The sequence below is a fragment of the Nocardioides marmotae genome (assembly GCF_013177455.1).
In the GTDB taxonomy this organism is placed as follows: domain Bacteria; phylum Actinomycetota; class Actinomycetes; order Propionibacteriales; family Nocardioidaceae; genus Nocardioides; species Nocardioides marmotae.
This window is the reverse complement of sequence record NZ_CP053660.1, coordinates 1,392,012-1,415,237: the sequence shown is the minus strand read 5'-3', so window position 1 is coordinate 1,415,237 and position 23,226 is coordinate 1,392,012. Positions and strand designations below refer to the sequence as shown.

General features: G+C 74.3%; 24 protein-coding genes. 3 read left to right on the top strand and 21 right to left on the bottom strand.

Translation table 11 applies throughout. The features are described 5' to 3' along the window. Window positions 1-209 precede the first annotated feature (209 nt). On the top strand, window positions 210-2,459 hold the full coding sequence (locus HPC71_RS06790) for a GH92 family glycosyl hydrolase (protein ID WP_154616888.1): 2,250 nt from the start codon (window positions 210-212) through the stop codon (window positions 2,457-2,459). Here the strand turns inward: HPC71_RS06790 and HPC71_RS06785 are convergent. From HPC71_RS06785 to HPC71_RS21165, 8 genes are all read right to left on the bottom strand, one after another. Continuing rightward, window positions 2,446-4,047 (bottom strand): serine/threonine-protein kinase, encoded by a 1,602-nt coding sequence (locus HPC71_RS06785; RefSeq protein WP_154616887.1) that lies wholly within the window; start codon window positions 4,045-4,047, stop codon window positions 2,446-2,448. The genes HPC71_RS06790 and HPC71_RS06785 overlap by 14 nt on opposite strands. Window positions 4,048-4,154: 107 nt before the next feature. Continuing rightward, the gene (locus HPC71_RS06780) at window positions 4,155-5,219 is read right to left on the bottom strand and encodes an iron-siderophore ABC transporter substrate-binding protein (protein ID WP_154616886.1); all 1,065 of its coding nucleotides are present in this window, start codon (window positions 5,217-5,219) and stop codon (window positions 4,155-4,157) included. Between the two features lie 73 nt (window positions 5,220-5,292). Next, window positions 5,293-6,186 (bottom strand): ABC transporter ATP-binding protein, encoded by an 894-nt coding sequence (locus HPC71_RS06775; RefSeq protein ID WP_326832942.1) that lies wholly within the window; start codon window positions 6,184-6,186, stop codon window positions 5,293-5,295. A 23-nt stretch (window positions 6,187-6,209) separates the two neighbouring features. Continuing rightward, window positions 6,210-7,298 carry a FecCD family ABC transporter permease gene (locus HPC71_RS06770; protein ID WP_216656564.1) on the bottom strand — a complete coding sequence of 363 codons (1,089 nt, stop codon included), beginning with the start codon at window positions 7,296-7,298 and terminating at the stop codon, window positions 6,210-6,212. Then, window positions 7,295-8,365: a FecCD family ABC transporter permease gene (locus tag HPC71_RS06765; RefSeq protein ID WP_253943930.1), complete on the bottom strand. Its 1,071-nt coding sequence runs from the start codon at window positions 8,363-8,365 to the stop codon at window positions 7,295-7,297. Before HPC71_RS06765 ends, HPC71_RS06770 begins: the two co-directional genes overlap by 4 nt. 86 nt (window positions 8,366-8,451) lie before the next feature. Next, window positions 8,452-9,537, bottom strand: coding sequence for a branched-chain amino acid aminotransferase (locus HPC71_RS06760; RefSeq protein WP_154616884.1), 1,086 nt, complete (start codon window positions 9,535-9,537; stop codon window positions 8,452-8,454). Between the two features lie 95 nt (window positions 9,538-9,632). After that, window positions 9,633-10,724 (bottom strand): 3-isopropylmalate dehydrogenase, encoded by a 1,092-nt coding sequence (locus tag HPC71_RS06755; protein ID WP_154616883.1) that lies wholly within the window; start codon window positions 10,722-10,724, stop codon window positions 9,633-9,635. Between the two features lie 11 nt (window positions 10,725-10,735). After that, window positions 10,736-10,861 (bottom strand): hypothetical protein, encoded by a 126-nt coding sequence (locus HPC71_RS21165; protein WP_257866254.1) that lies wholly within the window; start codon window positions 10,859-10,861, stop codon window positions 10,736-10,738. Window positions 10,862-11,277: 416 nt separating this feature from the next. Between HPC71_RS21165 and HPC71_RS06750 the strand changes: the two genes are divergently transcribed. Continuing rightward, on the top strand, window positions 11,278-11,847 hold the full coding sequence (locus tag HPC71_RS06750) for an O-methyltransferase (RefSeq protein WP_154616882.1): 570 nt from the start codon (window positions 11,278-11,280) through the stop codon (window positions 11,845-11,847). A gap of 113 nt (window positions 11,848-11,960) precedes the next feature. Here HPC71_RS06750 and yczE read toward each other — a convergent pair whose 3' ends face one another. The 5 genes from yczE to HPC71_RS06725 all read right to left on the bottom strand — a co-directional run bounded on the left by yczE (window position 11,961) and on the right by HPC71_RS06725 (window position 14,837). Next, window positions 11,961-12,626, bottom strand: coding sequence for a membrane protein YczE (gene yczE / locus HPC71_RS06745; protein WP_171896361.1), 666 nt, complete (start codon window positions 12,624-12,626; stop codon window positions 11,961-11,963). 62 nt (window positions 12,627-12,688) lie between these two features. Then, complete coding sequence (locus HPC71_RS06740) at window positions 12,689-13,159, bottom strand: MSMEG_6728 family protein (RefSeq protein ID WP_171896359.1); 471 nt, start codon at window positions 13,157-13,159, stop codon at window positions 12,689-12,691. A 38-nt stretch (window positions 13,160-13,197) separates the two neighbouring features. Continuing rightward, entirely contained in the window at window positions 13,198-14,106 is a 909-nt protein-coding gene (locus HPC71_RS06735) for a hypothetical protein (protein WP_154616881.1), read from the bottom strand. 3 nt (window positions 14,107-14,109) lie between these two features. After that, window positions 14,110-14,421, bottom strand: a complete 312-nt coding sequence (locus HPC71_RS06730) for a type VII secretion target (RefSeq protein ID WP_154616880.1) — start codon at window positions 14,419-14,421, stop codon at window positions 14,110-14,112. Further along, entirely contained in the window at window positions 14,418-14,837 is a 420-nt protein-coding gene (locus HPC71_RS06725; RefSeq protein WP_154616879.1) for a YbaB/EbfC family nucleoid-associated protein, read from the bottom strand. The genes HPC71_RS06730 and HPC71_RS06725 overlap by 4 nt, the downstream gene beginning before the upstream one ends. Before the next feature lie 141 nt (window positions 14,838-14,978). On the opposite strand from HPC71_RS06725, the gene HPC71_RS06720 reads away from it, so the two are divergent. Continuing rightward, complete coding sequence (locus HPC71_RS06720; RefSeq protein WP_154616878.1) at window positions 14,979-15,557, top strand: hypothetical protein; 579 nt, start codon at window positions 14,979-14,981, stop codon at window positions 15,555-15,557. A 57-nt stretch (window positions 15,558-15,614) separates the two neighbouring features. Here HPC71_RS06720 and HPC71_RS06715 read toward each other — a convergent pair whose 3' ends face one another. The 8 genes from HPC71_RS06715 to HPC71_RS06680 form a co-directional block, all read right to left on the bottom strand. Further along, a complete protein-coding gene (locus HPC71_RS06715) occupies window positions 15,615-16,334 on the bottom strand; it encodes a DsbA family oxidoreductase (protein WP_154616877.1) in 720 nt (239 codons plus the stop codon). Window positions 16,335-16,402: 68 nt separating this feature from the next. Next, window positions 16,403-17,431 (bottom strand): ketol-acid reductoisomerase, encoded by a 1,029-nt coding sequence (gene ilvC, locus HPC71_RS06710; protein WP_284438255.1) that lies wholly within the window; start codon window positions 17,429-17,431, stop codon window positions 16,403-16,405. Between the two features lie 90 nt (window positions 17,432-17,521). Further along, entirely contained in the window at window positions 17,522-18,058 is a 537-nt protein-coding gene (gene ilvN, locus HPC71_RS06705; RefSeq protein WP_154616876.1) for an acetolactate synthase small subunit, read from the bottom strand. After that, window positions 18,055-19,818 carry an acetolactate synthase large subunit gene (locus HPC71_RS06700; RefSeq protein WP_154616875.1) on the bottom strand — a complete coding sequence of 588 codons (1,764 nt, stop codon included), beginning with the start codon at window positions 19,816-19,818 and terminating at the stop codon, window positions 18,055-18,057. The genes ilvN and HPC71_RS06700 overlap by 4 nt, the downstream gene beginning before the upstream one ends. A 382-nt stretch (window positions 19,819-20,200) precedes the next feature. Continuing rightward, window positions 20,201-21,010 carry a 4a-hydroxytetrahydrobiopterin dehydratase gene (locus HPC71_RS06695; protein ID WP_253943929.1) on the bottom strand — a complete coding sequence of 270 codons (810 nt, stop codon included), beginning with the start codon at window positions 21,008-21,010 and terminating at the stop codon, window positions 20,201-20,203. Next, window positions 21,007-21,423 carry a VOC family protein gene (locus HPC71_RS06690; protein ID WP_154616874.1) on the bottom strand — a complete coding sequence of 139 codons (417 nt, stop codon included), beginning with the start codon at window positions 21,421-21,423 and terminating at the stop codon, window positions 21,007-21,009. Before HPC71_RS06690 ends, HPC71_RS06695 begins: the two co-directional genes overlap by 4 nt. A gap of 31 nt (window positions 21,424-21,454) precedes the next feature. Continuing rightward, window positions 21,455-22,180, bottom strand: coding sequence for a GNAT family N-acetyltransferase (locus tag HPC71_RS06685; RefSeq protein ID WP_171896358.1), 726 nt, complete (start codon window positions 22,178-22,180; stop codon window positions 21,455-21,457). Between the two features lie 11 nt (window positions 22,181-22,191). After that, on the bottom strand, window positions 22,192-23,208 hold the full coding sequence (locus tag HPC71_RS06680) for a S66 family peptidase (protein ID WP_154616873.1): 1,017 nt from the start codon (window positions 23,206-23,208) through the stop codon (window positions 22,192-22,194). Window positions 23,209-23,226: the final 18 nt, after the last annotated feature.

Below are 23,226 nucleotides of genomic sequence, written 5' to 3'. Positions count from 1 at the left end.
CTGCTCCCGGGTGCTGGGCTGGTGGGTGTCGCGGGTGTGCGGGCACAAAAAAACCTCTCGGGGTGCGAGAGGTCGGCGCGTCGAGGGGGCTCGACGCGCTAGCGAATGATGATCCGGCGGTGCTGCACGGGTCCATCGTGCCACGCACGTCCGATCCGCGGGACGGCGATCTCAGCCCGCGGGCCGCCGCCCGCGCGTACGCTCCCCCGGTGACGTGGCGGCGGACGACGGGCGCGCTGGTGCCGGCCGCGGCCCTCACGCTGACCCTCCTGGCGGGCCTCACCGCGCCGCCGGCCCCGGCGGCGGCTCCGGATCCGACCCAGCCGGACCCGACCCAGCCGGACCCGACGCAGCCGGACCTGACGACCGGCACCGGCGGCGCTCCACCCTGGTCCAGCGGCGGCACCACCCCGGCCGCCGCCCGCCCGTTCGGCATGGTCCAGCTCGGCCCCGACACCACCTCCGACGCCGCCGGCGGCACGCCGTCGGCGACCGCGTCGGGGTACGCCGCCGGCGACACCCACGTGCGCGGCTTCTCCCCCACGCACCTCTCCGGCGCCGGCTGCCGTGCCTTCGGCGACGTGCCGGTCCTCCCGTGGACCGGCGCCCTCCCCGCGGACACCGCGACCGCGACCCTGGGGCTGGACCGGGCCTCCGAGCGCGCCGGCCCCGGGTGGTACCGCGCCCGCCTCGCCGGGGGCGTCACGGTCTCCCTCGCCGCCGACGACCGCTCCGGCCTGGCGGCCTACCGGTTCCCCCGCGGCGCGCGGCCCTGGCTGCTGGTCCAGGCCGACGGCAGCCTCGCCGGCACCCGGTCGACCCGCGTGCGGCTGCCGAGCCGCCGCGAGGTGGTGGTGCGGGCGACCAGCGGCGGGTTCTGCGGCACCCCGACGACGTACGACGTCCACGTGCGGCTGCGACTGGACCGGCCGGCGGTCGAGGTACGACGCCGGGCGGGCGGGGTCGCGCTCCGGTTCGACCTCGCGGCGGGCCGGACCGTGCGCGCCCAGGTGGCGGTCTCCTTCGTCGACGCCGCCGGCGCCCGGCGCAACCTCGAGGCCGACGCGCCGGGCTGGTCGGTCCCGAGGTTGCGGACCGAGGCCGAGCGCGCCTGGGCGGGCGAGCTCGGCCGGGTCCGCGCCACCGGGGGCACCGCCGAGCAGCGCACGACCCTGCGGACCGCGCTCTACCACGTGCTGCTGCACCCGACGACGGTCAGCGACGCCGACGGCCGCTACCCCGGGTTCGACGGGCGGGTGCACCGCGTGGCCTCCGGCCACCGGCGCTACACCGCAGCCACCGCCTGGGACGCCTACCGCACCCACACGCCGCTGCTGGCCTGGCTGCGGCCCGACGTCGCCTCCGACCTGGTCGCCAGCCTGCTCGCCGCCGCCCGCGAGGGCGGCTGGCTGCCGCGGTGGCCGCTGGTCGCCCAGGACACCCTGGTCATGTCCGGTGACTCCGCGGCACCGCTGGTCGCGGCCGCGCACGCCTTCGGCGCCCGGTCCTACGACGTCCACGCGCTCGTCGGGCGGCTGCTGCGCCAGGCCCGGGTGACCACGCCCGCGCGGCCCGACCTGGCGACGTACCTCGCCCTCGGGTGGGTGCCCGGCGATGCCTCGACGAGCCTGGAGCACGCCGTGGACGACTTCGCGGTCTCCCGGCTCGCGGCCGCCGTCGGCCGCGACCGCGACGCCGCGGACCTGGGCGCGCGCAGCACCTGGTGGCGCCACCTGCTCGACCCGGCCCGGCGGGTGCTGGCGCCCCGCGCGGCCGACGGGTCCTTCCCGCCGCCGGGGTGGGACCCGACGGCCTGCTGCGCGGGGTTCCAGGAGGGCACGGCCGCGCAGTACACCTGGTTCGTCCCCCACGACATGGCCGGGCTGCTCGCCGCGCTCGGGACGCGCGAGGAGGTGCTGGCCCGCCTCGACGACTTCCACACCCGGCTCGACGCCGGCGCCGGCGCGCACGCCTGGCTCGGCAACCAGCCGAGCCTGCTGACGCCATGGGCGCCGCTGTGGCTCGGCGAGCCGGCGCGCAGCCAGGACGTCGTCGCGCGTGCCCTGGCCGAGCTGTGGCGCCCGGGGCCGGCCGGCCTGCCCGGCAACGACGACCTCGGCGGGCTCTCAGCGTGGTACGTGTGGGCGGCCCTCGGGCTCCAGCCGCTCGTGCCGGGCACCGACGTCACCGCGCTGGGCCGGCCGTTGTTCACCGAGGTGGTCGTCCGCCCGCGCGGCGTGGCCGCCACCCGCCTGGTCCGCCGTGGGGAGGGCCGCCACGTCGCGGGCGTCACCGTCGACGGCCGCTCCCACGGCTCGTCCTGGCTGCGGATGGGCCCGACCCGGCCGGGGACGGTCGTCGTCGCGACCACCGACGCCGAGCGGCCGGCCTGGGGCACCGGGCCCGGCGACCTGCCGCCGTCCTTCGGGGACGCCGGCAGCGGGATCACCGCCCGCTGAGGATCCCGCCGTCGGGGATCGAGAAGCCGTCGAAGGGCCGCCCGTCGTCGGGGGTCCACGACGTGCCGGAGGCCTGCACGAGCGCCCCGAGGCCGCAGCCGAGGACGGCGAGGACCACGAGACCGGCGAGCCAGCCGCGGACGCTGCGCGCCGTCGGGTCGGCGACCCGGGAGACCGGGCCGCGCACCCGCGAGCCGCCCGGCCCGAGCCACAGCGCGGCGGCCAGCAGGCTGCCGCAGACGAACAGCGTGGCCGGCACCGACGCGGCGACGGCGTAGCAGAGCAGGGCACCCGCGATCGCCAGCCCGAGGCTCCACAGCACGAGCACGACGGTGCCCGGGATCGAGCGGACCAGGTCCCACGGCGCCCCGAGGAGCACCTGCACGCCGTCGTACCACTTGCGGCCGCGCAGGCGGCGCCGGTCGCCGGCCTTGCTCGCGGCCAGCGAGCCGCTGCGCAGCAGCCAGACCAGCACGAGGGTCACGACCGTCGCCACCCAGGGGTACGCCGCGAAGCCGGCGCCGGTGGCCAGCGCGGCGCCGAGCAGGAGGGTCGCCCGCCGGAACCGCTCGCCCGCGGAGGGCCGCGGCACGACGTACTCCGCGACGTCCCAGTCATGGACGGTCGGCTCGTCGTCCTCGTCGCGGACACCCGGGTCGACGAGCGTCTCGAACGGCCGGGTGTGCGTGCTGTCGGCGTCGGGCCGGGCGAGCATCACCGGCAGCGTCTCGACGATCGGATCGAGGTCGGGCTCGGGCTCCGGGTCAGGCAGGGGCGGTGGGACGGGTCGGCCGCGGCCGACCTGCGGCCGCAGCCAGGCCAGCAGCTGGTCGAGGGTGGGCCGGCGGTCCGGCTCGGGGTCGAGGGCGGCCTCGACGACCGCGGCGAGGTCGTCGGGCAGGCCGGAGACGTCGTGCTCGCCGCGGCGGACGCGGTCCATGATCGCCATCGACGGGCCCCGGCCGAACGGGGGCCGGCCGGTGCCGGCGTAGGCGACCGTCGCGGCCCAGGAGTGGACGTCGGAGGCGGGCGTCGCGTCGTCGCCGTACAGGATCTCCGGGGCGAGGTAGCCGGGCGTGCCGAGCAGCCAGCCGGTGTGGGTGAGCTTCGGGTCGTCGGCGACCCGGGCCAGGCCGAAGTCGATGAGGATCGGGGTGCGGCCCTCCATCAGCACGTTCGAGGGCTTCACGTCGCGGTGGAGCACGCCGGCGGCGTGCACCGAGGCGAGGCCCTCGGCGAGCGAGGCGGCGAACCAGATCAGGTCCGCGCCGGTGATCGGGCCCTCCTCGACGACGTGGTCGTGGAGGGAGAGGCCCGGGACGTAGCGGGTCGCGACGAACGGCACGACCGCCCACGGGTCGGCGTCGACGACCTCGGCGACCCACCGGGAGCGGACCCGCGACAGCGAGCTGACCTCGCGGGCCAGCCGGTGGCGGGCCTCGTCGTCGCCGACGATGTGCGGGCGGAGGACCTTGAGCGCCACGCGGTCGCCCTGCGGGCCGCGGGCGAGGTGGACGACGCCCATCCCACCCTCGCCGATCTTGGCGAGCAGGGTGTAGGCACCCACCACCACCTGCTGCGTCGTCACCGGCCCAATCTACTCGGCGCAGGGGCCGGGAACGCGCCGACCGCGCCCGGGAGGCCCGGACGCGGTCGACGGTGGAACGGTGGTGCAGCGGTGCTGCCGGGGCCGGCTCAGCCCTGGGCGTCGGCCTTCTCGACGGCCGGGACCAGCGCCTCGATGAAGTCGTCGAGGCCCCAGGTCAGCGACAGCGCGGTCGGCGGGGAGACCGAGGAGACGAGCGACTCGCCGACCACGCGGGCGACGGTGTCGTCCTGGAACTGCTGCATGGCCTTGGCGGCGGCGCTCTTGTCGACCTCGGCGGCGGCGTCCTCGTTCGGCGAGTAGGAGACCAGCACGTCGGAGGTCAGCTTGTCGGCCTCCTCGGTGGAGATCATGTAGTAGAAGGTCTCGTCCGCGGTGTCCAGCTCGTCCACGCTCGGGGCGAGCTCGAAGCCGAGGTCCTCGAGGAACTCCACGCGCGGGTCGGCGCCGCGGTAGACGTAGAACGCCGAGGGGTCGATGGCCACGGCGGCGATCGTCTTGCCCGCGAACTCCGGGTGCTCCTCGGCCGCGGCGGCGACCTGGGCGTCGATGTCCTCGAGCAGCTGGTCGGCCTCGTCGGCCTTGCCGAGCGCCTCGCCGACGGTGGTGATCACCTCGCGCCACGGGGTGGCCCAGGGCTCCTCGGGGTAGGCGACGGTCGGCGCGATCTTCGACAGCTTCTCGTAGTCGCCCTCGGTGATCCCAGAGTAGTTGGCCAGGATCAGGTCGGGCTGCGCGGCGGCGATCTCCTCGATCGGCGCCTCGGCGGTCTCGCTGAGCAGGGCGGGCTCCTCGCCGCCGAGCTCCTCGATCGCCTCGGTCTGCCACGGCATCCGGCCGTTCTCGTCGGCGCCGTAGGAGTACTTCGGCATCGCGACCGGCGTCACGCCGAGCGCGAGCGCGGCGTCGCCGCTGCCCCAGCCCCAGGTCGCGACCCGCTCGGGCTGCTCCTCGATCTCGGTCGAGCCGAAGGCGTGCTCGATCGTCACCGGCTCGAAGGCCTCGGCGGCCGGGCTGGTGCCGCCGCCGGCCTTGTCCTCGGAGTCCGACTCCGAGCCGCAGGCGGCCAGGGGCAGCGCGAGCAGGAGGGCGCCGACGGGCAGCAGGGCGCGGGGGACGCGTCCGCGCCGGGTCAGGGGACGAAGGGACGTCACGTCCACTCCTCGTGGTGCGGGACCGGCCGAGTCCGGTCAACGGTGGTTAGGTGAGCCTCACCTTACACGCCGCTCAGGCGTCGGGGCCAGCCGTGGCCGCGCCGCGAGTGCCGCGCCGGCCGACCGGCACCACGAGCGGCGACCCGGTCACCGGGTCCGGCACGACGCGGGCGGTCAGGCCGAACGCCTCCTGCACGCACGCGACGTCGAGCACGTCGCCCGGGGCGCCCTCCCGCAGCACGCGACCCTCGCACATGACGACCAGGTGGTCGGCGTACCGCGCCGCGAGGTTCAGCTCGTGCAGCACCATGACCACGGTGGTCCCCCGCTCCTCGTTGAGCTCGGCGAGGAGGTCGAGGACGTCGACCTGGTGGGCGATGTCGAGGTACGTCGTGGGCTCGTCGAGCAGCATGATGCCGGGGTCCTGGGCGAGCATCATCGCGACCCAGACCCGCTGGCGCTGGCCGCCCGAGAGCTCCTCCACCCGACGGGCGGCGAGGTCCTGGGTGTCGGTCAGCGCGAGCGCGACCGCCACGGCGTCGGCGTCCGCGGCGCTCCACCGGCGGAACGCGCCCTGGTGGGGGTGGCGGCCGCGGCCGACGAGGTCGGCCACGGTGATGCCCTCCGGCGCGACCGGCTGCTGCGGCAGCAGCCCCAGCAGGCCGGCGACCTCGCGCGGCCGCATCCGGGCGATGTCGCGCCCGCCGAGCTCGACCGTGCCCGCGGCCGGCTTGAGGATGCGCCCCAGGCCGCGCAGCAGCGTGGACTTCCCGCAGCCGTTGGCGCCGACGATCGCGGTGACCGCGCCGGCCGGGATGGTGAGGTCGACGCCGTGCACGACGGTGCGCTGGTCGTAGGCCAGGCTCAGACCCTTCGCGACGAGGGTGACCGGATCGTGGTGCTCGAGCGCGTCCTGCGGCAACCGGTCCCCGGGCTCCTGGGCGGGACGCTCGGCGACGAGGCTCACGGGGTCTCCTTGGTTCGGTGCCATCAGGCGGTCCGGGTGCGTCCGCTGGCCATCAGCCAGATGAGGTACGGGCCGCCCACCGCGCCGGTGATCACCCCGACGGGGACGGACAGGTCGGCGGGGAGCAGGTGCTGGGCCACGATGTCGGCGCCGACGACGAGCACGACGCCGACGAGGGCGGACTGCAGCAGGGCGAGGGTGCCGTCGCCGAGCAGCCGCCGGGCGACCGGGGCCGCGGTGAAGGCCACGAACGCGACGGGCCCGGCCGCCGCGGTCGCCACGCAGGCCAGGGCGACGCCGAGGGCGACCACGCAGGCGCGGGTGACCTCGGGCCGGATCCCGAGGCTGCCGGCCTGCTCGTCGCCGAGGAGCAGCAGGGCCAGCCCGCGGGCGACGAGCGCGACGAGCGGGAGGAGCACGGCGAGGGCGATGGCCAGGGTCCGGACGAGGGACCAGTCGGCCTGGCCCAGGCTGCCGGCCATCCACAGCAGCGCGACCTGGGCCTCCTTCACGTCGCTGCGGGTGAGCAGGTAGCCGATCACGCTGGTGCAGACGTAGGCCACGCCGATGCCGGCCAGCACGAAGCGGTGCCCGGTCATCCCCCCGCGCCACGCGACGGCGTAGAGCAGCAGGCCGACGAGAGCTCCGCCCGCCAGCGCGGAGAGGGGTACGACGACGCCCGAGGCCGTGCCGAAGCCGAGCACCGCGATGACCGCGCCGGCGCTGGCGCCCTGGGAGATGCCGATGACGTCGGGGCTGGCCAGCGGGTTGCGCAGCACCGACTGGAAGAGCGCTCCGGCCAGGCCGAACGCGACGCCGACGAGGACGCCGAGGACCAGCCGCGGCAGGCGCAGCTCCACGACGATGAACCGCGCGGCGCCCTCGTCGGCGCCCGCCAGCGCGCGCAGCACCTCCGCGGCCGAGAGCCGGAAGTCGCCGAGCATCAGGGCGGTGACGCAGAGGACGGCGGCGAGCGCGGCGAGGACGACGGTGACGACGGTCCGCCGCTGCCGGCGGCGCCGGCGGGTGGCCCGCAGGCCCTCGCTCGCGACCACCTGCCGCTCCTCGCGGGTGCGGGCGTCGCCGGCCGGGACCAGGGTGGGCACGCTCATGCGGCGACCGCCCGGGAGCGGCGCACGAGCGCGATGAGGACCGGCGCACCGAGCACCGCGACGACCAGGCCGGCCTCGAGCTCGGACGGGCGGACGACCAGGCGGCCGGCGATGTCGGCGGCCAGCAGGAGCACGGGGCCGATCAGCATCGACAGCGCGACGATCCACCGGTAGTCCGGGCCCACCACGGCGCGGGCGACGTGCGGCACGACCAGGCCGACGAAGGCGATCGGGCCGGCCAGGGAGACGGCGGAGCCGCAGAGCAGCACCACGGCCGCCACGACGAGCAGGCGGCCGCGGACGACGTCCTGGCCCAGCCCGCGGGCCACGTCGTCGCCGAGCGCGAGGGCGTTGAGCACCCGGCCGGCGGCGAGCGCCAGCGCCAGCCCGACGAGCACGAACGGCAGCACCGTCACCAGCACGTCGAGGGGGCGGTTGGCCAGCGAGCCGACCTGCCAGAAGCGGAACTCCCCCAGCGTCCGGGTGTCGGTGAGCAGGGCGACGGTGATCACCGAGGTGCAGGTCGCGGTGAACGCGGCGCCGACGAGCGCGAGCTTGACCGGCGTGACGCCCTCCCACCCGAGCGAGGCGGCGCCGTACACGACCACGGCGGCGACGGCGGCGCCGGCGAAGGCGAACCAGAGGTAGCCGCTGGTGGAGGTCACGCCCAGCCCGGCGATCGCGACGATGACCGCGAGCGAGGCGCCGGAGTTGATCCCGAGCAGGCCGGGGTCGGCGATGGGGTTGCGGGTCACGCCCTGCATGAGCGCGCCCGCGGCGCCGAGCGCCGCCCCGCCGACCAGGCCGATCAGGGTCCGCGGCACCCGCAGGTCGCGGACGACCAGGTGGTCGTTGTTCCCGGCGACGGGGGCGACGAGCGCGTCCCAGACCACGCCGGGGGCCACGTCGCGCGCGCCCCACATCAGGCTGGCGAGGGCGACCGCGAGGAGGACGAGCACGAGGACGACGACGGCGAGCAGGCCGCGCAGGGCGGCCGGTGTGCCCGGCCCCGGCGCCGGGGCATCACCCGGTCGGGTGGCGGTCGACGGGTCGAGCAGCGCGCTCACACGTCCCCCTTCACCGTCGGCAGCCGCGCCGGACGCAGGCCTTACTTAGGTAAGGGTAACCTCTCCCCGGCTGCGATGGCAGCGGCTCAGAGGATGCGGTGCATCCAGCCGAAGGTGTCCTCGGCGCGGCCGAGCTGGATGTCGACCAGCGCCTGGCGGATCCGCATCGTCAGCTCGGTCTCCGCGGGGGCCGGCACCTCGCCGCCCTCCCACTTCAGGCTGCCGACCGGCGTCACGACCGCGGCGGTGCCGCAGGCGAAGATCTCGCGGATCGCGCCGCTGGTCACGCCCTCGCGCCACTCGTCGATCGAGAAGCGCCGCTCCTCGACCTGGTGGCCGAGCTTGCCGGCCAGCTCGATGATGCTGCCGCGGGTGATCCCCTCGAGGATCGTGCCGGTGGCGGGGGTGACGATGCGGCCGTCGTCGTAGACGAAGTACATGTTCATGCCGCCGAGCTCCTCGACGTACGTCCCCTCCTGGGCGTCGAGGAAGACGACCTGGTCGCAGCCCTGGGCGATGGCCTCCTGCTGGGCGACCAGCGAGCTGGCGTAGTTGCCGCCCGTCTTGGCCGCACCCATGCCGCCGCGGCCCGCGCGGGTGTACTCCTCGGTCAGCCAGAGCGTGACCGGCTTGACCCCGCCCTTGAAGTAGGAGCCGGCGGGGCTGGCGATCACCATGAAGGTGACGTGCTGGGAGGGCCGGACGCCGAGGAACGTCTCGGAGGCGAACATGAACGGCCGGACGTAGAGGCTCTTCTCGGCAGTGCCCGGGTCGGTCGTCGTGGGGACCCAGCGCTCGTCGACGCGCACGAGCTCGTCGACGGCCGCGACGAAGTCCTCGACCTCGAGCACCGGCAGCGCCAGCCGGTGGCTGGAGCGCGCCATGCGCCGCGCGTTCTCCTCGGGCCGGAAGGACCACACCGAGCCGTCGGCGTGCCGGTAGGCCTTCATGCCCTCGAAGGTCTCCTGCGCGTAGTGCAGGACCGCCGTGGCCGGGTCGAGGCTGAGCGGGCCGTAGGGCTCGATCCGCGCGTCGTGCCACCCCGCCTCGGGGGTCCACTCCACCGTGAACATGTGGTCGGTGAAGTGGTTGCCGAACCCGGGGTCGGCGAGGATCTCGGCGAGCCGGTCCTCGGCGACGGGCTGGTCGGTGCGGGTCGTGCGGATCTGCATGGTGCTCACGGTAGTCCTCGGTGGGCTCGGGCCGGTGGGGCCGGGTGGGGTACGTCGGGCCGCCGGCCCGAGCTCACGTCGCTCGGGTCCGGCGGTCAGCCGGCTACTCGTGCGGCGACCGCGTCGCCGACCTCCGAGGTGCTGCGGACCGTGCCCGGCTCGCGGGCGGCGAGGTCGGCGACGACGGCGTCCTCGATGACCCGCGCGGCCTCGGGGTGACCGAGGTGGTCGAGCAGGAGGGAGGCGGAGAGGATCGCCGCGGTCGGGTCGGCCTTCTGCTGGCCGGCGATGTCGGGGGCCGAGCCGTGGACCGGCTCGAACATGCTCGGGGCGGTCCGGTCGGGGTTGACGTTGCCGGAGGCCGCGAGGCCGATGCCACCGGTGATGGCGGCGGCCAGGTCGGTGATGATGTCGCCGAAGAGGTTGTCGGTGACGATCACGTCGAAGCGCTGCGGGTCGGTGGTCATGTAGATCATCGCCGCGTCGATGTGCATGTAGTCGGTGGTCACGTCCGGGTGCTCGGCGGCCACCTCCTCGAAGATCCGCCACCACACCGACCCGGCGTTGACCAGGACGTTGGTCTTGTGGACCAGGGTGAGCTTCTTGCGCGGCCGGCGCTCGGCGCGGGCGAACGCGTCGCGGACGACCCGCTCCACGCCGTACGCCGTGTTGACTGAGACCTCGGTGGCGACCTCGTGCGGGGTGCCGACGCGCAGGGCGCCGCCGTTGCCGGTGTAGGGGCCCTCGGTGCCCTCGCGGACGACGACGAAGTCGACCTCGCCGCGGCCGGTCACCGCCTCCGACAGCGGGGAGACGCTGCCGGGGAAGATGCGCGAGGGGCGCAGGTTGACGTAGTGGTCGAGCTCGAAGCGCAGGCGCAGCAGCAGGCCGCGCTCGAGGATGCCCGGGGGCAGGTTCGGGTCGTTCGGCTTGCCACCCACCGCGCCGAGCAGGATCGCGTCGTGGGCGCGGACCTCCGCCAGCACCGAGTCCGGGAGCACCTCGCCGGTCGCGAGGTAACGCTCGGCGCCGAGGTCGTAGCGGGTCTGCTCGAAGCTCACGCCGGTGGGCGAGGCGACCTCGAGGACCTTGAGGGCCTCGGCGGTGACCTCGGGGCCGATGCCGTCGCCGGGGATGACGGCGAGCCGGACCGTGCCCGTGGGGCTGCTGGTGGGGGTGGTGGTCATGAGGCGGGAGATTAGTTGTCGTCGGGGCGCTGGCCGCCGTTGTCCCGCAGGTCGAGAGAGCGCTGCACGGCCTCGTGGCTGCGCGGGTTCTCCGGGTTGTGGCTGGCGGGTCCCCACTCGGGATACATGTCGTACATCGGTCTCTCCTCCGGTGTCGGTGTCTTCTCGGGGTCGACTCGGCGTCGATGAGGTATGCCCGGGAGACGCCCCGCGGAGGAACGACGGCCGCACGGGTCGCGTGGGCCGAGGACCGACAGGGATGCGGATCGCGCACGTGCTGGGGCTGATCCGCCGCGGTGGCGTCTTCGGGCCGCTGCCCGTCACGGGCGGCGGGTGGTGCGAGGAGTGAGGCCCGGGAGCAACGCCGACCACCGCGGCGAGGGGGCCTCACGTGCAGTGGTTACTGCTGGGCCTCGCCGCGGCGCTCGATGAGTACGAAGACGCTCCGCATGATGGCGGCGAACCTACGCCGCCCTCCCCGCCGCGCACCAGGGGTTCCGCCGAACCGTCCCGCGATCCGAGACATCCGTCCCGGGATGGGAGACTCCCCCGCATGAGCGCACCGCCCGACCTCCCCGACGTGGTGTCCCGTGCGTTCGCGGTCTCGCGGCGCTCGGGCTACGTGTCCTTCTGCCGCAACGAGACCGGGCGGCTGCTGGCCACCCTCGCCGCGACCCGCACCGGGACGATGGCGGAGTTCGGCACCGGTTGCGGCGTCGGCACCGCCTGGCTGCGCTCGGGCGTGACCGACGACGCCACCCGCATCGTCACCGCCGAGCTCGACCCCCGGCTGGCCGGCGCGGCCGCCGAGATCTTCGCCGACGACCCGCAGGTCGAGGTGCTCTCCGCCGACTGGTCCACGCTGCTGGACAAGGGCCCGTTCTCGTTGCTGTTCCTCGACTCCGGTGAGCCCACCGAGGTCGGCGTCGACGCCGTGGCCGACCTCGTCGAGAGCGGCGGGATCGTCGTCCTCGACGACTTCACCCCCTGCGAGATGTGGCCCCCGGTCACCGACGGACGGGTGGACACCCTGCGCGAGCGGTGGCTCACCGACGAGCGGTTCACCGCCGTCGAGGTGATGGTCGCCTCCGACGCCGCCACGCTGATCGCCACCAAGCGCTGAGGGCCGCGAACCGACGCCCCCTCCAGCGGCACTGTGGTCGCTGGAGAGGACGCAGGAGTCGTGTGGAGCGACACCAGTGCCGCTCCAGAAGGGTGCGGACGGGCTCGGAGCGCTCAGGCGACCCGCGGCGGCGCGGGCAGCTCGACGGTCCAGGCGGGCAGCCAGCGCTGGGTGAGCGGGCCGATGGCCAGGGCGTAGAGCACCGTGCCGAGGCCGAGCGCGCCGCCGAGGAGGAGGCCGACCAGGACGACGGTCACCTCGATGCCGGTGCGGACCAGGCGCAGCGAGCGGCCGGTACGTCGCGCCAGGCCGGTCATCAGCCCGTCGCGCGGGCCGCGGCCGAGCTGGGCGCCGATGTACATCGCGCCGGCGTACCCGCACAGCGCGACGCCCCCGACGACCAGGCCCACCCGCAGCACGACCGCGTCGGGCGGCTCGAGCAGCCACAGCGTGGCGTCCGCGGCGAGGCCGACGACCAGCGCGTTGCTGATCGTGCCGAGGCCGGGGACCTCGCGCAGCGGGATCCACAGCACCAGCACCACGAAGCTCATCACGACGACCGCCTGCCCGAGCGTCATCGGCAGGTGGCGCACCAGGCCGGAGTGGAGCACGTCCCACGGCGCCAGGCCGAGGTCGGAGCGGACCATCATCGCCAGCGAGACGCCGTAGAGCACCAGGCCGACGTAGAGCTGCACCAGCCGCCGGGCCAGCCGGCCGGCGCGCAGCTGGGCGAGCGGGCCGAGGTCGGCGAGCGCGGGGCGGGTGGGGAGCACGGTCACCGGGCCACCGTCCCGCACGATCGGCCTTCTCCCCAATCGTTCGCTGCCCCATCGTGTCCTGCTCAGGCCGCCGAGGCGGTCGGGTCCGGCGGCCAGACGTAGGGCAGGTCGTCGGGCACGCCCGGGAACAGCGGGCCGTAGTAGTCCGGGTCCTTGCGGATCAGGTTGGACCGGTGGCTGCGGTGCAGGGCCACCTCGCCCAGCCACGGCGGCAGCGCCTCGGCCGCGGCGAGCTCGGCCTGGCTGCCCACCTCCCGCACCCCGGCGGCCGCCAGGTCGGCGCCGACCGTGGCCGCGCACGTGTCGTGGTGCCCACGCTCGACCCACGCCTCGCAGCAGGCGAAGGAGTAGCGGCCGAGCGCCTCGAGGTGCCCGCGCCACATCTTCACCGCGGGGTGGTTGCGCCAGGCGTACGTCGGCACGGTCAGCCCGCGGACCACCTGGATGCACTCCACGCGCTGCTTGCCCAGCCGCCGGGGGTCCAGCACGTGCGCGGATCGCTCGAAGTCGGCGTATGGGAGGAAGGTCTGCACGCGGCCCGGTATCCGCCCGGGCCGCGTCGTACCACGTGCTACCGGTCGTCGAGCCCCGCGCCGTGCTTGGCCGCGCCGCCGCCGAGCTGGTAGCTGACGCTGGCGATCGTCGGCAGCCCGTTGCCCGGGGTCGCGGTGCCGTTGAGCAGGGCGTCGAAGTTGTAGCGGCTGTTCGCGATGTTGGTGCGGCCCCAGGCGTCGGCGGTGCGCTTGATCGCGGCGGCGCCGTCGCTGGCGGCGTTGACGAGCGTGTCGAGGTGCTTGGACATCGCGGTCATCGAGTTGATCAGGCCCTTGATGAAGCTGGTGAGCTTCGCAACCCACTCCCCCACCTTCGCGACGATCTCGCCGATCGCCTTGGGCGCGAGGATCACGGTGAGCAGCTGGGCGACCTTGGAGATCGCGTAGCCGACGATCTGCGAGATCGCGTCGCGGACCAGCTCGCGGACCCCGGCGACGATCGCGCCGCCCACGTCGACGGCCGCGGCCACGCCGTCGACGGCCACGCCGAAGGCGTCGATGAGGATCGCCTGGGCCTTGGCGGCGATCCGGTAGGCGTCGATCGCGACGCCGTCCCACTCCGAGGTCGCGGACGCGACGGCGTCGAGGAACTGCTCGGAGGTGTCCTTGACCAGGTCGGCGATGTTGCGCCAGGTCGCGGCGAAGGCGGCGATCTGGTCGGGGTCACCGGCGAGGTCGTCGAGCCACCCCGGCAGCGGGCCGAAGTGCTCGATCACCCAGCCGATGCCCGCGGAGAGCAGCGCCCCCAGCGGGTCGGCGATGGCGCCGAGCGTCTCCAGGCCGGTGGCGACACCCATGAGGCCCGCCTCGACCCAGTCGCCGGCGGCCAGCGCGTTGCCGCAGCCGACCAGCGACTCGACCGGCCCCAGGCCGGTGACGGCGGTCGTCGACTCCGTCGGCGCGACGATGAGGCTCTCTGCACCCATGCCCTACCCCTTGAACTTGTCCATGACGGAGGCGATGACCTCATCGGCCTCCTCGAAGATCTTCGCCGCCGCGCGCACCTGGAGGCCGGTGGCCGCGAGGCTCCCGACCGCCGCCCCGGTGGCGGAGACGCCGGTGAGCTGCGCCGGCACCAGCGCGGTGCCGATGAAGCCGCACAGGACCCCGAAGGCCTCGCCGTCCAGCGCCATGTCGCCGCCGACCTGCACGCCCTCGTACGCCGACACCGCGAGCTGCTCGACCTGGCCGGCGTGGGTCCGCATCGACTCGGTGACGACCTTGATCTCCTCCGAGCTCATCGCAGCACCCCCGCCCCGGTCGAGCCGGCGCTACCGCCGTCGTCGTCGGGCGCCGCGGGGAACATCTCGGCGTACTGCCGGGAGATCTCGCGTGCGGTGGCCGACTCGGCACCGAAGGTCTCCGCGCTCAGCTCGCTGACCCGCTCGACCACCTGCCGCTGCGCGTCGGCGTTGGCCTCGAGGACCGCCGCGCGGATCCGATCGAGGGTCGCGTCGTTGAGCGATCGGGCGAGGTAGAGGTCGCGGATCGCGCCGTTGTGGCCGACGGTCACCTCGGCGGCGCCGTCACGGGACTGGCCGACGATCCGCAGGGTCTCGACCTCGACGGCGTACGCCTGGGCCTTGACGACCTGCTCCTGCATCTGCGCGGCTGCTCGGTCGACCGAGGCCAGGGCTTCTTCGGGGCTGGAGTACACCCGGGGTCCTTCCTGCTGGTGGTGCCGGTTTGCTGCCGCGGATGCTGCCCGCCCCGCCGAGGTGCAAACCCGGCCCCGGCGGGTATGACTGGACCGCAGCCGCCCGGCACCCCCGGCGGCAGGACCACCAGGAGAACCGCCATGACGACCGACCCCGTCCCCGCGTCCGGACGCAGCGAGGTGCTGACCCCGGCCCCGCCGGTGCGCGTGGCCTTCACCCTCGTGGGCGCCTTCTTCGGCGCCGCCCTGGTGTGGGCGGTGACGAGCATCGCCACCGGGGACCTGGAGTGGACGACCACGAACATCATCGCGGTGCCGCTGGTCGTGCTCTTCGGGGTCGCGTCGCTGGCCGGCGTGGTGCAGGCGTGGACCTCGAAGGTCTGGGTCGACCACGACCGGGACGAGCTGCACCAGGTGCTCTTCGGCCGGGACGTCGCGATGACCTTGCAGGCACCGACGACGGCCCGGCTCGACTACCGCCGCCAGGCCCTCGGCTCGACGGTCAGCGGCACCTGGAAGGTCGTGGTGACCCACCCCGACCGCCAGCTGACGCTCAACACGCCCTACGTGCGCGACATCGCCGACGTGCTGCGCATCCTGCGTCCCGCGCTGGCGCGGAACCCCGACCTGCCGGCCGACGACTACACCCGCCGGGCGCTGGCGGACCCGTCCGCGCCGTTGGTGCCGCCGCAGGTCGCCGGCCGGACCGACGGGTCGTGACCGGGGCATGACCGGGGCCTGAGCGGGCCACCCGCGGGCGCTCGCGCGCCGGTCGGGTCAGATCGGGCAGCCGTCCGGGCCGCACGCGTCCGCGTCGCCGCCGACGGGCTGGAGCACCGGGTGGGCGTCGGCCCACGCGGTCGCGAGCACCTGCTCGAAGACCTCGGTGGGCTGGGCGCCGGAGACGCCGTAGCGCTGGTCGACGACGAAGAACGGCACCCCGGTGGCGCCGTACGCCCGCGCCTGCGCGATGTCGGCGGCGACCGCGTCGGCGTACTCCTGGCCGGCGAGGACCGCGTCGACGCGCTGCTCCCCCGCGGCCTCGGCCAGGCCCGCGGTGCGGGCGGCGGCGCGGAGCACGTCGTGGTCGCCGACGTCCTCGGCGCGCAGGAAGTACGCCGCCAGCAGCTGCTCCTTGAGCTCGCGCTGGAGCGCGGGGCCGCCGGCCTCGAGCGCGAGGTGGAGCAGGCGGTGGGCGTCGACGGTGTTGGTGTGGACGTTGTCGAACAGCCTCATGTCCAGGCCCTCGTCCGCGGCGGTGTCGATGAGGGACTGCATGCCGGCGCGCATCTGGTCCTCGGACTGTCCGTACTTCTTGGCCAGCTGGCTCAGCGTCGACTCGTGGCCGTGCCGCGGGGCGGAGGGGTCGAGCTCGAAGGAGCGGTAGACGACCTCGACGGCGTCGCGGTGCTCGAAGCCCGCCAGAGCCTTCTCCAGACGGCGCTTGCCCACGTAGCACCACGGGCAGACGACGTCGCTCCAGATCTCGATGCGCATGAGAACCGGAACGCGTCGCCTGCCCGCATTTGTTCCTGCCGTCCCTCAGCCGGGGACGGTCGCCGGGATCACCGGGTGGCGGTGCCCTCGACGTAGTCGGAGTCGTGGCTCTTGACCCACGCCATGAGCTTGCGCAGCTCGCGCCCGGTCTTCTCGATCGGGTGCTGCTCGCCCTGCTCGCGGAACTTCTTGAACTCCGGCGAGCCGTTCTCCTGGTCGTTGATGAAGCGCTCGGCGAAGGTGCCGTTCTTCACGTCCTCGAGGACCGCGACCATGTTCTGCTTGACGCGCTCGTCGATGACGCGCGGGCCGGAGACGTAGTCACCGAACTCGGCGGTGTCGGAGACCGACCAGCGCTGCTTGGCGATGCCGCCCTCGTACATGAGGTCGACGATCAGCTTCAGCTCGTGGAGGCACTCGAAGTAGGCGACCTCGGGCTGGTAGCCGGCCTCGGTGAGGACCTCGAAGCCGTACTGCACCAGCTGCGAGGCGCCACCGCACAGGACGGCCTGCTCACCGAACAGGTCGGTCTCGGTCTCCTCGGTGAAGGTGGTCTTGATGCCGCCGGCGCGCAGGCCGCCGATGGCCTTGGCGTAGGACAGCGCGAGGTCCCAGGCCTTGCCCGAGGCGTCCTTCTCGACCGCGACGAGGACCGGCACGCCGCGCCCGTCGACGTACTCGCGACGGACCAGGTGGCCGGGGCCCTTGGGGGCGACCATGAAGACGTCGACGCCCTCGGGCGGGGTGATGTAGCCGAAGCGGATGTTGAAGCCGTGGCCGAAGACCAGGGTGTCGCCCTCGGCGAGGTGCGGGGCGATCTCCTCGGCGTAGAGCTTCCGCTGGTGCTGGTCGGGGGCGAGGATGACGATCACGTCGGCCTCCTCCGCGGCCTCGGCCGGCGTGAGGACGCGCAGGCCCTCGGCCTCGGCCTTGGCGCGGCTCTTGGAGCCCGGCTGCAGGCCGACGCGGACGTCGACCCCGGAGTCGCGCAGCGACAGCGCGTGGGCGTGGCCCTGGCTGCCGTAGCCGATGACGGCCACGTTCTTGCCCTGGATCAGGGACAGGTCGGCGTCGTCGTCGTAGAACATCTCAGCCACGAGGGCTTCTCCTTCTGGTTGGGTCTGCCGGGTTGGGCGGCAGCGGTGGTTCGTGAAGCGTCGGGTGGGGGTGGTGCGGAGGTACGGCGCTCAGCCGGCGGCCGGGCGGGCCGGCACCACCGGGCGCAGGCTGCGCTCGGAGATCGACCGGGAGCCGCGCCCGATGGCGACCATCCCCGACTGCACGAGCTCGCGGATCCCGAAGGGCTCGAGCACGCGCAGGAAGTCGGCGATCTTGCCGGCGTTGCCGGTGATCTGGATGGTCACCGCGTCCGGGGCCACGTCGATGACCTTGGCGCGGAAGAGCTGGACGGTGTCGAGCACCTGGCCCCGGGTCTCCGCGGTGGCGGCGACCTTGACCAGGACGAGCTCGCGGTCGACCGATGCGGTCGGGTCGAGCTCGACGATCTTGATGACCTCGACGAGCTTGTTGAGCTGCTTGGTCACCTGCTCCAGCGGGGAGGACTCGACGTTGACGACGATGGTCATCCGCGAGACGTCGGGGTGCTCGGTCGGTCCGACGGCGAGCGAGTCGATGTTGAAGCCGCGGCGGCTGAACAGGCCGGCGATCCGGGCCAGGACGCCGGGCTTGTCCTCGACCAGGACCGAGAGGGTGTGCTTGCTCATGCCGGTCGGACCTCCCAGTCGTCCTCGACCCGGTCGAAGTCGGGTGCGAGGTCACGTGCGTACTTGATCTCGTCGTTGCTCTTGCCGGCGGCGACCATCGGCCAGACCATCGCGTCGCGGTTGACGCGGAAGTCGACCACGACGGGGACGTCGTTGATCGACATGGCCTTCTCGATGACCGAGTCGACGTCCGCGGGGCTCTCGCAGGCCAGGCCGACGCAGCCGTAGGCCTCGGCGAGCTTGACGAAGTCGGGGATCCGCTTGGAGTGCAGGTCGGTGTTGGAGTAGCGCTCGTTGTAGAACAGCGTCTGCCACTGCCGGACCATGCCGAGCGACTCGTTGTTGACGATCGCGACCTTGATCGGGATGTCGTTGATCGCGCAGGTGGCCAGCTCCTGGTTGGTCATCTGGAAGCAGCCGTCGCCGTCGATCGCCCACACGGTGGTGTCGGGGGCGCCGACCTTGGCGCCCATCGCGGCCGGGACGGAGTAGCCCATCGTCCCCAGGCCACCGGAGTTGAGCCAGGTCATCGGCTTCTCGTAGCCGATGAACTGCGCGGCCCACATCTGGTGCTGGCCCACGCCGGAGGTGTAGATCGTGTCCGGCCCGGCGATCTGGCCGAGGCGCTGGATGACGTACTGCGGGGCGAGGCTGCCGTCGGCCGGCGTCTCGTAGCCCAGCGGGTAGCGGCGCTTGATGCCGGTGAGGAACTCCACCCACGCCTCGAAGTCGCCGGTGTTGCCGGCGTCGGCCTCGGCCTTGAGGACGGCGACCAGGTCGGCGATGACCTCGCGGCAGTCGCCGACGATCGGGACGTCGGCGTGGCGGTTCTTGCCGATCTCGGCGGGGTCGATGTCGGCGTGGATGACCTTGGCATTGGGCGCGAAGGAGTCCAGCCGGCCGGTGACCCGGTCGTCGAAGCGGGCGCCGAGGCTGATGATCAGGTCGGACTTCTGCAGCCCCGCGACCGCCGGCACCGAGCCGTGCATGCCGGGCATGCCGAGGTGCTGCGGGTGGCTGTCGGGGAACGCGCCGCGGGCCATCAGGGTGGTGACGACCGGCATGCCGGTCAGCTCGGCGAGCTCGCGCAGCTGGGGCGCGGCGCCGGCGCGGATCGTGCCGCCGCCGACGTACAGGACCGGGCGGCGGGACTCGAGGATGAGCTTGGCGGCCTCGCGGATCTGCTTGGCGTGCGGGCGGGTCACCGGGCGGTAGCCGGGCAGGTGCAGCTCGGTGGGCCAGCGGAAGGCGGTCATCGACTCCAGCGCGGACTTCGCGATGTCGACGAGGACCGGGCCGGGCCGGCCGGTGGAGGCGATGTGGAACGCCTCGGCGACGCGCTGCGGGATCTCCGCGGGGTCGGTGACCAGGAAGTTGTGCTTGGTGATCGGCATCGTGATGCCGCGGATGTCGGCCTCCTGGAAGGCGTCGGTGCCGATCATCGAGGCACCGACCTGGCCGGTGACCGCCACCATCGGGACGGAGTCCATGTGGGCGTCCGCGATCGGGGTGACCAGGTTGGTCGCGCCCGGGCCCGAGGTCGCCATGCACACGCCCACGCGGCCGGTCGCCGCGGCGTACCCCTGCGCGGCGTGGCCGGCGCCCTGCTCGTGGCGGACCAGGACGTGACGGATCGAGGAGTCCATCAGCGGGTCGTACGCCGGGAGGATCGCGCCGCCCGGGATGCCGAAGATGTCGGTGACACCCGCGGCCTCCAGTGACCTGACCAGGCTCTGCGCGCCTGTGATCTGCTCGGTCATTGTCTCGCTATCCCCGTTCCGTGGTGGTGCGTGGTCGTGCACGTGCCCAACAAAAAACCCCTCGGCCGCAGGCGGGCGAGGGGTGACGCGTCGGCTGGGAGCGGCTGCTCAGCCCACGCGTCGCGTGCGTACAAGGAGGTCCTGGCGCATGCGACCACGGTAGCCGCCCGGCCCGCGCCCGTCACCCGGTCCCGGCTGCCGTCCCAGCATACGGGACGCGAGTCCCACATGTTGGCACGGGGTGGGTGCGCGGGCGGGCCGGCAGCTTCATCGGCCGGCCGATGAAACTCCCGGTGGGCCGATGAAGTTCCATCGTCCGACCGGGAGGTCTATCGGCCGGCCGACAAAACGTACGACGACGCGACGCCGCGCGCGGCCGGGCTCAGTCGCCCCGGCCGAGCCAGGTGGTGAGGCAGGCGCGGTTGCCCTGGGCGTCGGCGAGGACCCAGAAGCGCGGGGCGCAGCCGTCGTCGACGAGGGTGCCACCGGCGGCGACGGCGGCGCGGACCCGGCTCTCGGCGACCTCGGGCGGGACGCGGAGGTCGAGGTGGAAGCGCTGCTCGACGCCCTCGGGCGAGCGGGGCCCGGACTCCTGGAACCACAGGGTCGGACCGTGTCCGGTGGGGTCGCGGAGCTCGACGTACTGCTCCTCACCGGTCTCCTCGTAGCCGAGCAGCGCTGCCCAGAACGGGCGGACCGCGTCGGCGTCGGGGGTGTCCAGGGCCACCTCGAGGGTGGCGAGCCGGTGCGGCTCGGCGGTCGCGCCGACCCGGCCGGCCGCGTCGCCGATCACCCGGGCCAGGCGGACGTCGCGCATGGTCACCCCGCCGACGTCGTGGCTCCACAGCCGCACCACGACCGCGCCGTACGTCAGGTCCACGTCGGGGTGGTGGTCCATCTCCTCGGCGGCCTCGCCGATCGCGGCGACCAGGCGCAGGCCGGTGGCGAAGTCGCCGGTCGCGAAGCGAGCGTGCAGCTGGTCGAACATCACCCGCCAGTCGTCGAGCAGCTCGGCGGCGACGTCGTGGCCGGTCAGCAGCGTCCGGTCGTCGGGACTGGGGACGGCGTTGAGCGCCTCGGTGGAGGGCCGGGCGTCGCCGCCCGTCTCGGCGCCCCGCTCGGGCGCGGGTTCGGGCGCGGGGTCGGTCGCGGGGTCGGTCGCGGGGTCGGGCGCGGGGCTCTGATCGCTCACGGCAGCACCTTCGATCCGATGGGTCCGGGGTTGTACGCGACTTCCCAGCGGTACCCGTCGGGGTCGGCGAAGTAGCCGGAGTACCCGCCCCACTCCCGCGCGGCGGCCGGGTGCACCGGGTCCGCGCCGGCCGCGCGGGCGGTCGCCAAGGCGGCGTCGACCTCCTCGGGGGTCGCCACGTTGTGGGCGAGGGTGAACGGCGCGACGCCGGGCCCGTCCGCGATCGGCCCGACCTCGGCCTCGAAGGCCGCGCGCGCCCACAGCGAGAGCACCACGTGCGCGCCGACCTCGATCATCACCACGTCGCCGGGCACGTCGAGGGCGACCGTCCAGCCCAGGCCGTCGCGGTAGAAGGCCCGGCTGGCGTCCAGGTCGGCCACCGCGAGGGTCACGAAGCTGATCCGCTGGTCCATGGACCGATCCTGGCAGTCGGCGCCGATGGCGTCACCCCTGCGAGGGCGGAGGGACCTCCAGGCGGGCGCGCTGCCGGCCGTCGGCATGGAAGTTCGCGGGGTCGAGCCACCGCTCGTGCGCGGCCCGGACCGTAGGCCACTCCCCGTCGAGGAGGGAGAACCAGTCGGTGTCGCGGCTGCGCCCCTTGGTCACCATGTGCTGGCGGAAGCGGCCCTCGTAGGTGAAGCCCAGCCGCGCGGCCGCCCGCCGGCTCGGCTCGTTGAGCGCGTCGCACTTCCACTCCACCCGGCGGTAACCCCACTCCTCGATCGCGTGCCCGATCATCAGGTGCATCGCCTCGGTCGCGGCGCGGGTGCGCTGGAGCCGCCGGGCGAACAGCACCCCGGAGATCTCGACGACCCCGTGGGTCGGCTCGACCCGCCAGTACGTCGCCAGGCCGGCCGCCCGCGCGGGGCCGGCGCCGTCGGTCGGGACGATCGCGAAGGTCAGCGCCCCGGTGTGGGCCGCGAGCGGGGCGACGACGTCGCGGGCCATCGCGGCCGCGTCGGCCGGCTGGGCGGCCGGGCGGTAGGTCCACAGCGGGGCGTCCTCGGCCGCGCCGAGCGCCTCGAACAGCGGCTCGGCGTGCGCCGCGGCGACCGGCTCCAGGCGGACGTACCGGCCCTCGAGCACGACCGGGACGGGCGGCGTGCGCGGCGACCAGCCCGGGACCTCGGGGCCGACGGCCTGGGCGTGCTCGTTCACGTGGGGGCTCACCTGAGGCACGCTCACCACTCCTGCACCAGCTCGTGGCGCCGGTCGTCGACGACGACCCGGGCCGACGCGCCGTTGACCAGCGGCAGGAACGGCTGGACGTGGCCGCACTCGACGTCGAGCACGACCGGCACGTCGAGCCCGCCGAGCGCGTCGGCGACCGCCTCGCGCTGGCTCAGGTCGGGGGCGTCGGGGGCTGCGGTCCGCCCGACGAGCACGGCGTTGGCGTGGTCGAACCAGCCGGCCAGGCGCAGCCCGTGCAGCGTGCGGGCGATGGTGTAGGCGTTGTCCTCGCACGCCTCGAGGTAGACGAGCAGGCCCTCGTCGGCGTGCCGCTCGCCGAACGCCCGCACGTCGCCGTACGGCGTCCCGGCGATCGGGCCCATGATCTCCACGCAGCCGCCGATCAGCCGGCCGGTCACGTCGGCGCCGCCCCCGCCGAGCACCGACCAGCCGCCGGCGCCGTCGAGGGTCATCGTCGAGACCCCGGGGTCGTTCTCGTAGTCGTCCCAGCCGCTGGTCCGGTACCGGCCCGGGCTGCGCTGGGTGACCGGCCCGGTGGCCGAGGCGACGTCGACCCAGTGCAGCAGCCCGGCGGGCGGGTCGTAGGGGCTGTCCATGAGGTTCGAGCCGTGCAGGGTGCCCCAGCCGAGCCGGGTGGTGAGCGCGACCAGCAGCAGGGAGGTGTCGCTGAACCCGACCAGCCAGGTCGGCTCGGCCTGCTCCAGCGCGGCCCAGTCGAGCTGGTCGAGCACGTCGATGCCGAGCTCGCCGCCCCAGGGAGGTACGACGGCGGCGATGGTCGGGTCGCACAGCATCGCGGTCAGCTCCGCGGCGCGCTGCTCCTTGGGCGCCGCGGTCACGCCGGTCGTGCCGAGGCACTCCCCCAGCACGACCTCCAGCCCGCGCCCGCCCAGCGCCGCCACGGCCGCGTCGAGGCGCGCGCGCATCGAGGGCTGCACGCCCGCCGACGGCGCGGTCACCCCGATCCGGTCGCCGGGGCGGAGCGGGCGGGGGAAGCGGAGGTCCATGGGGCGCATCCTCCCCCA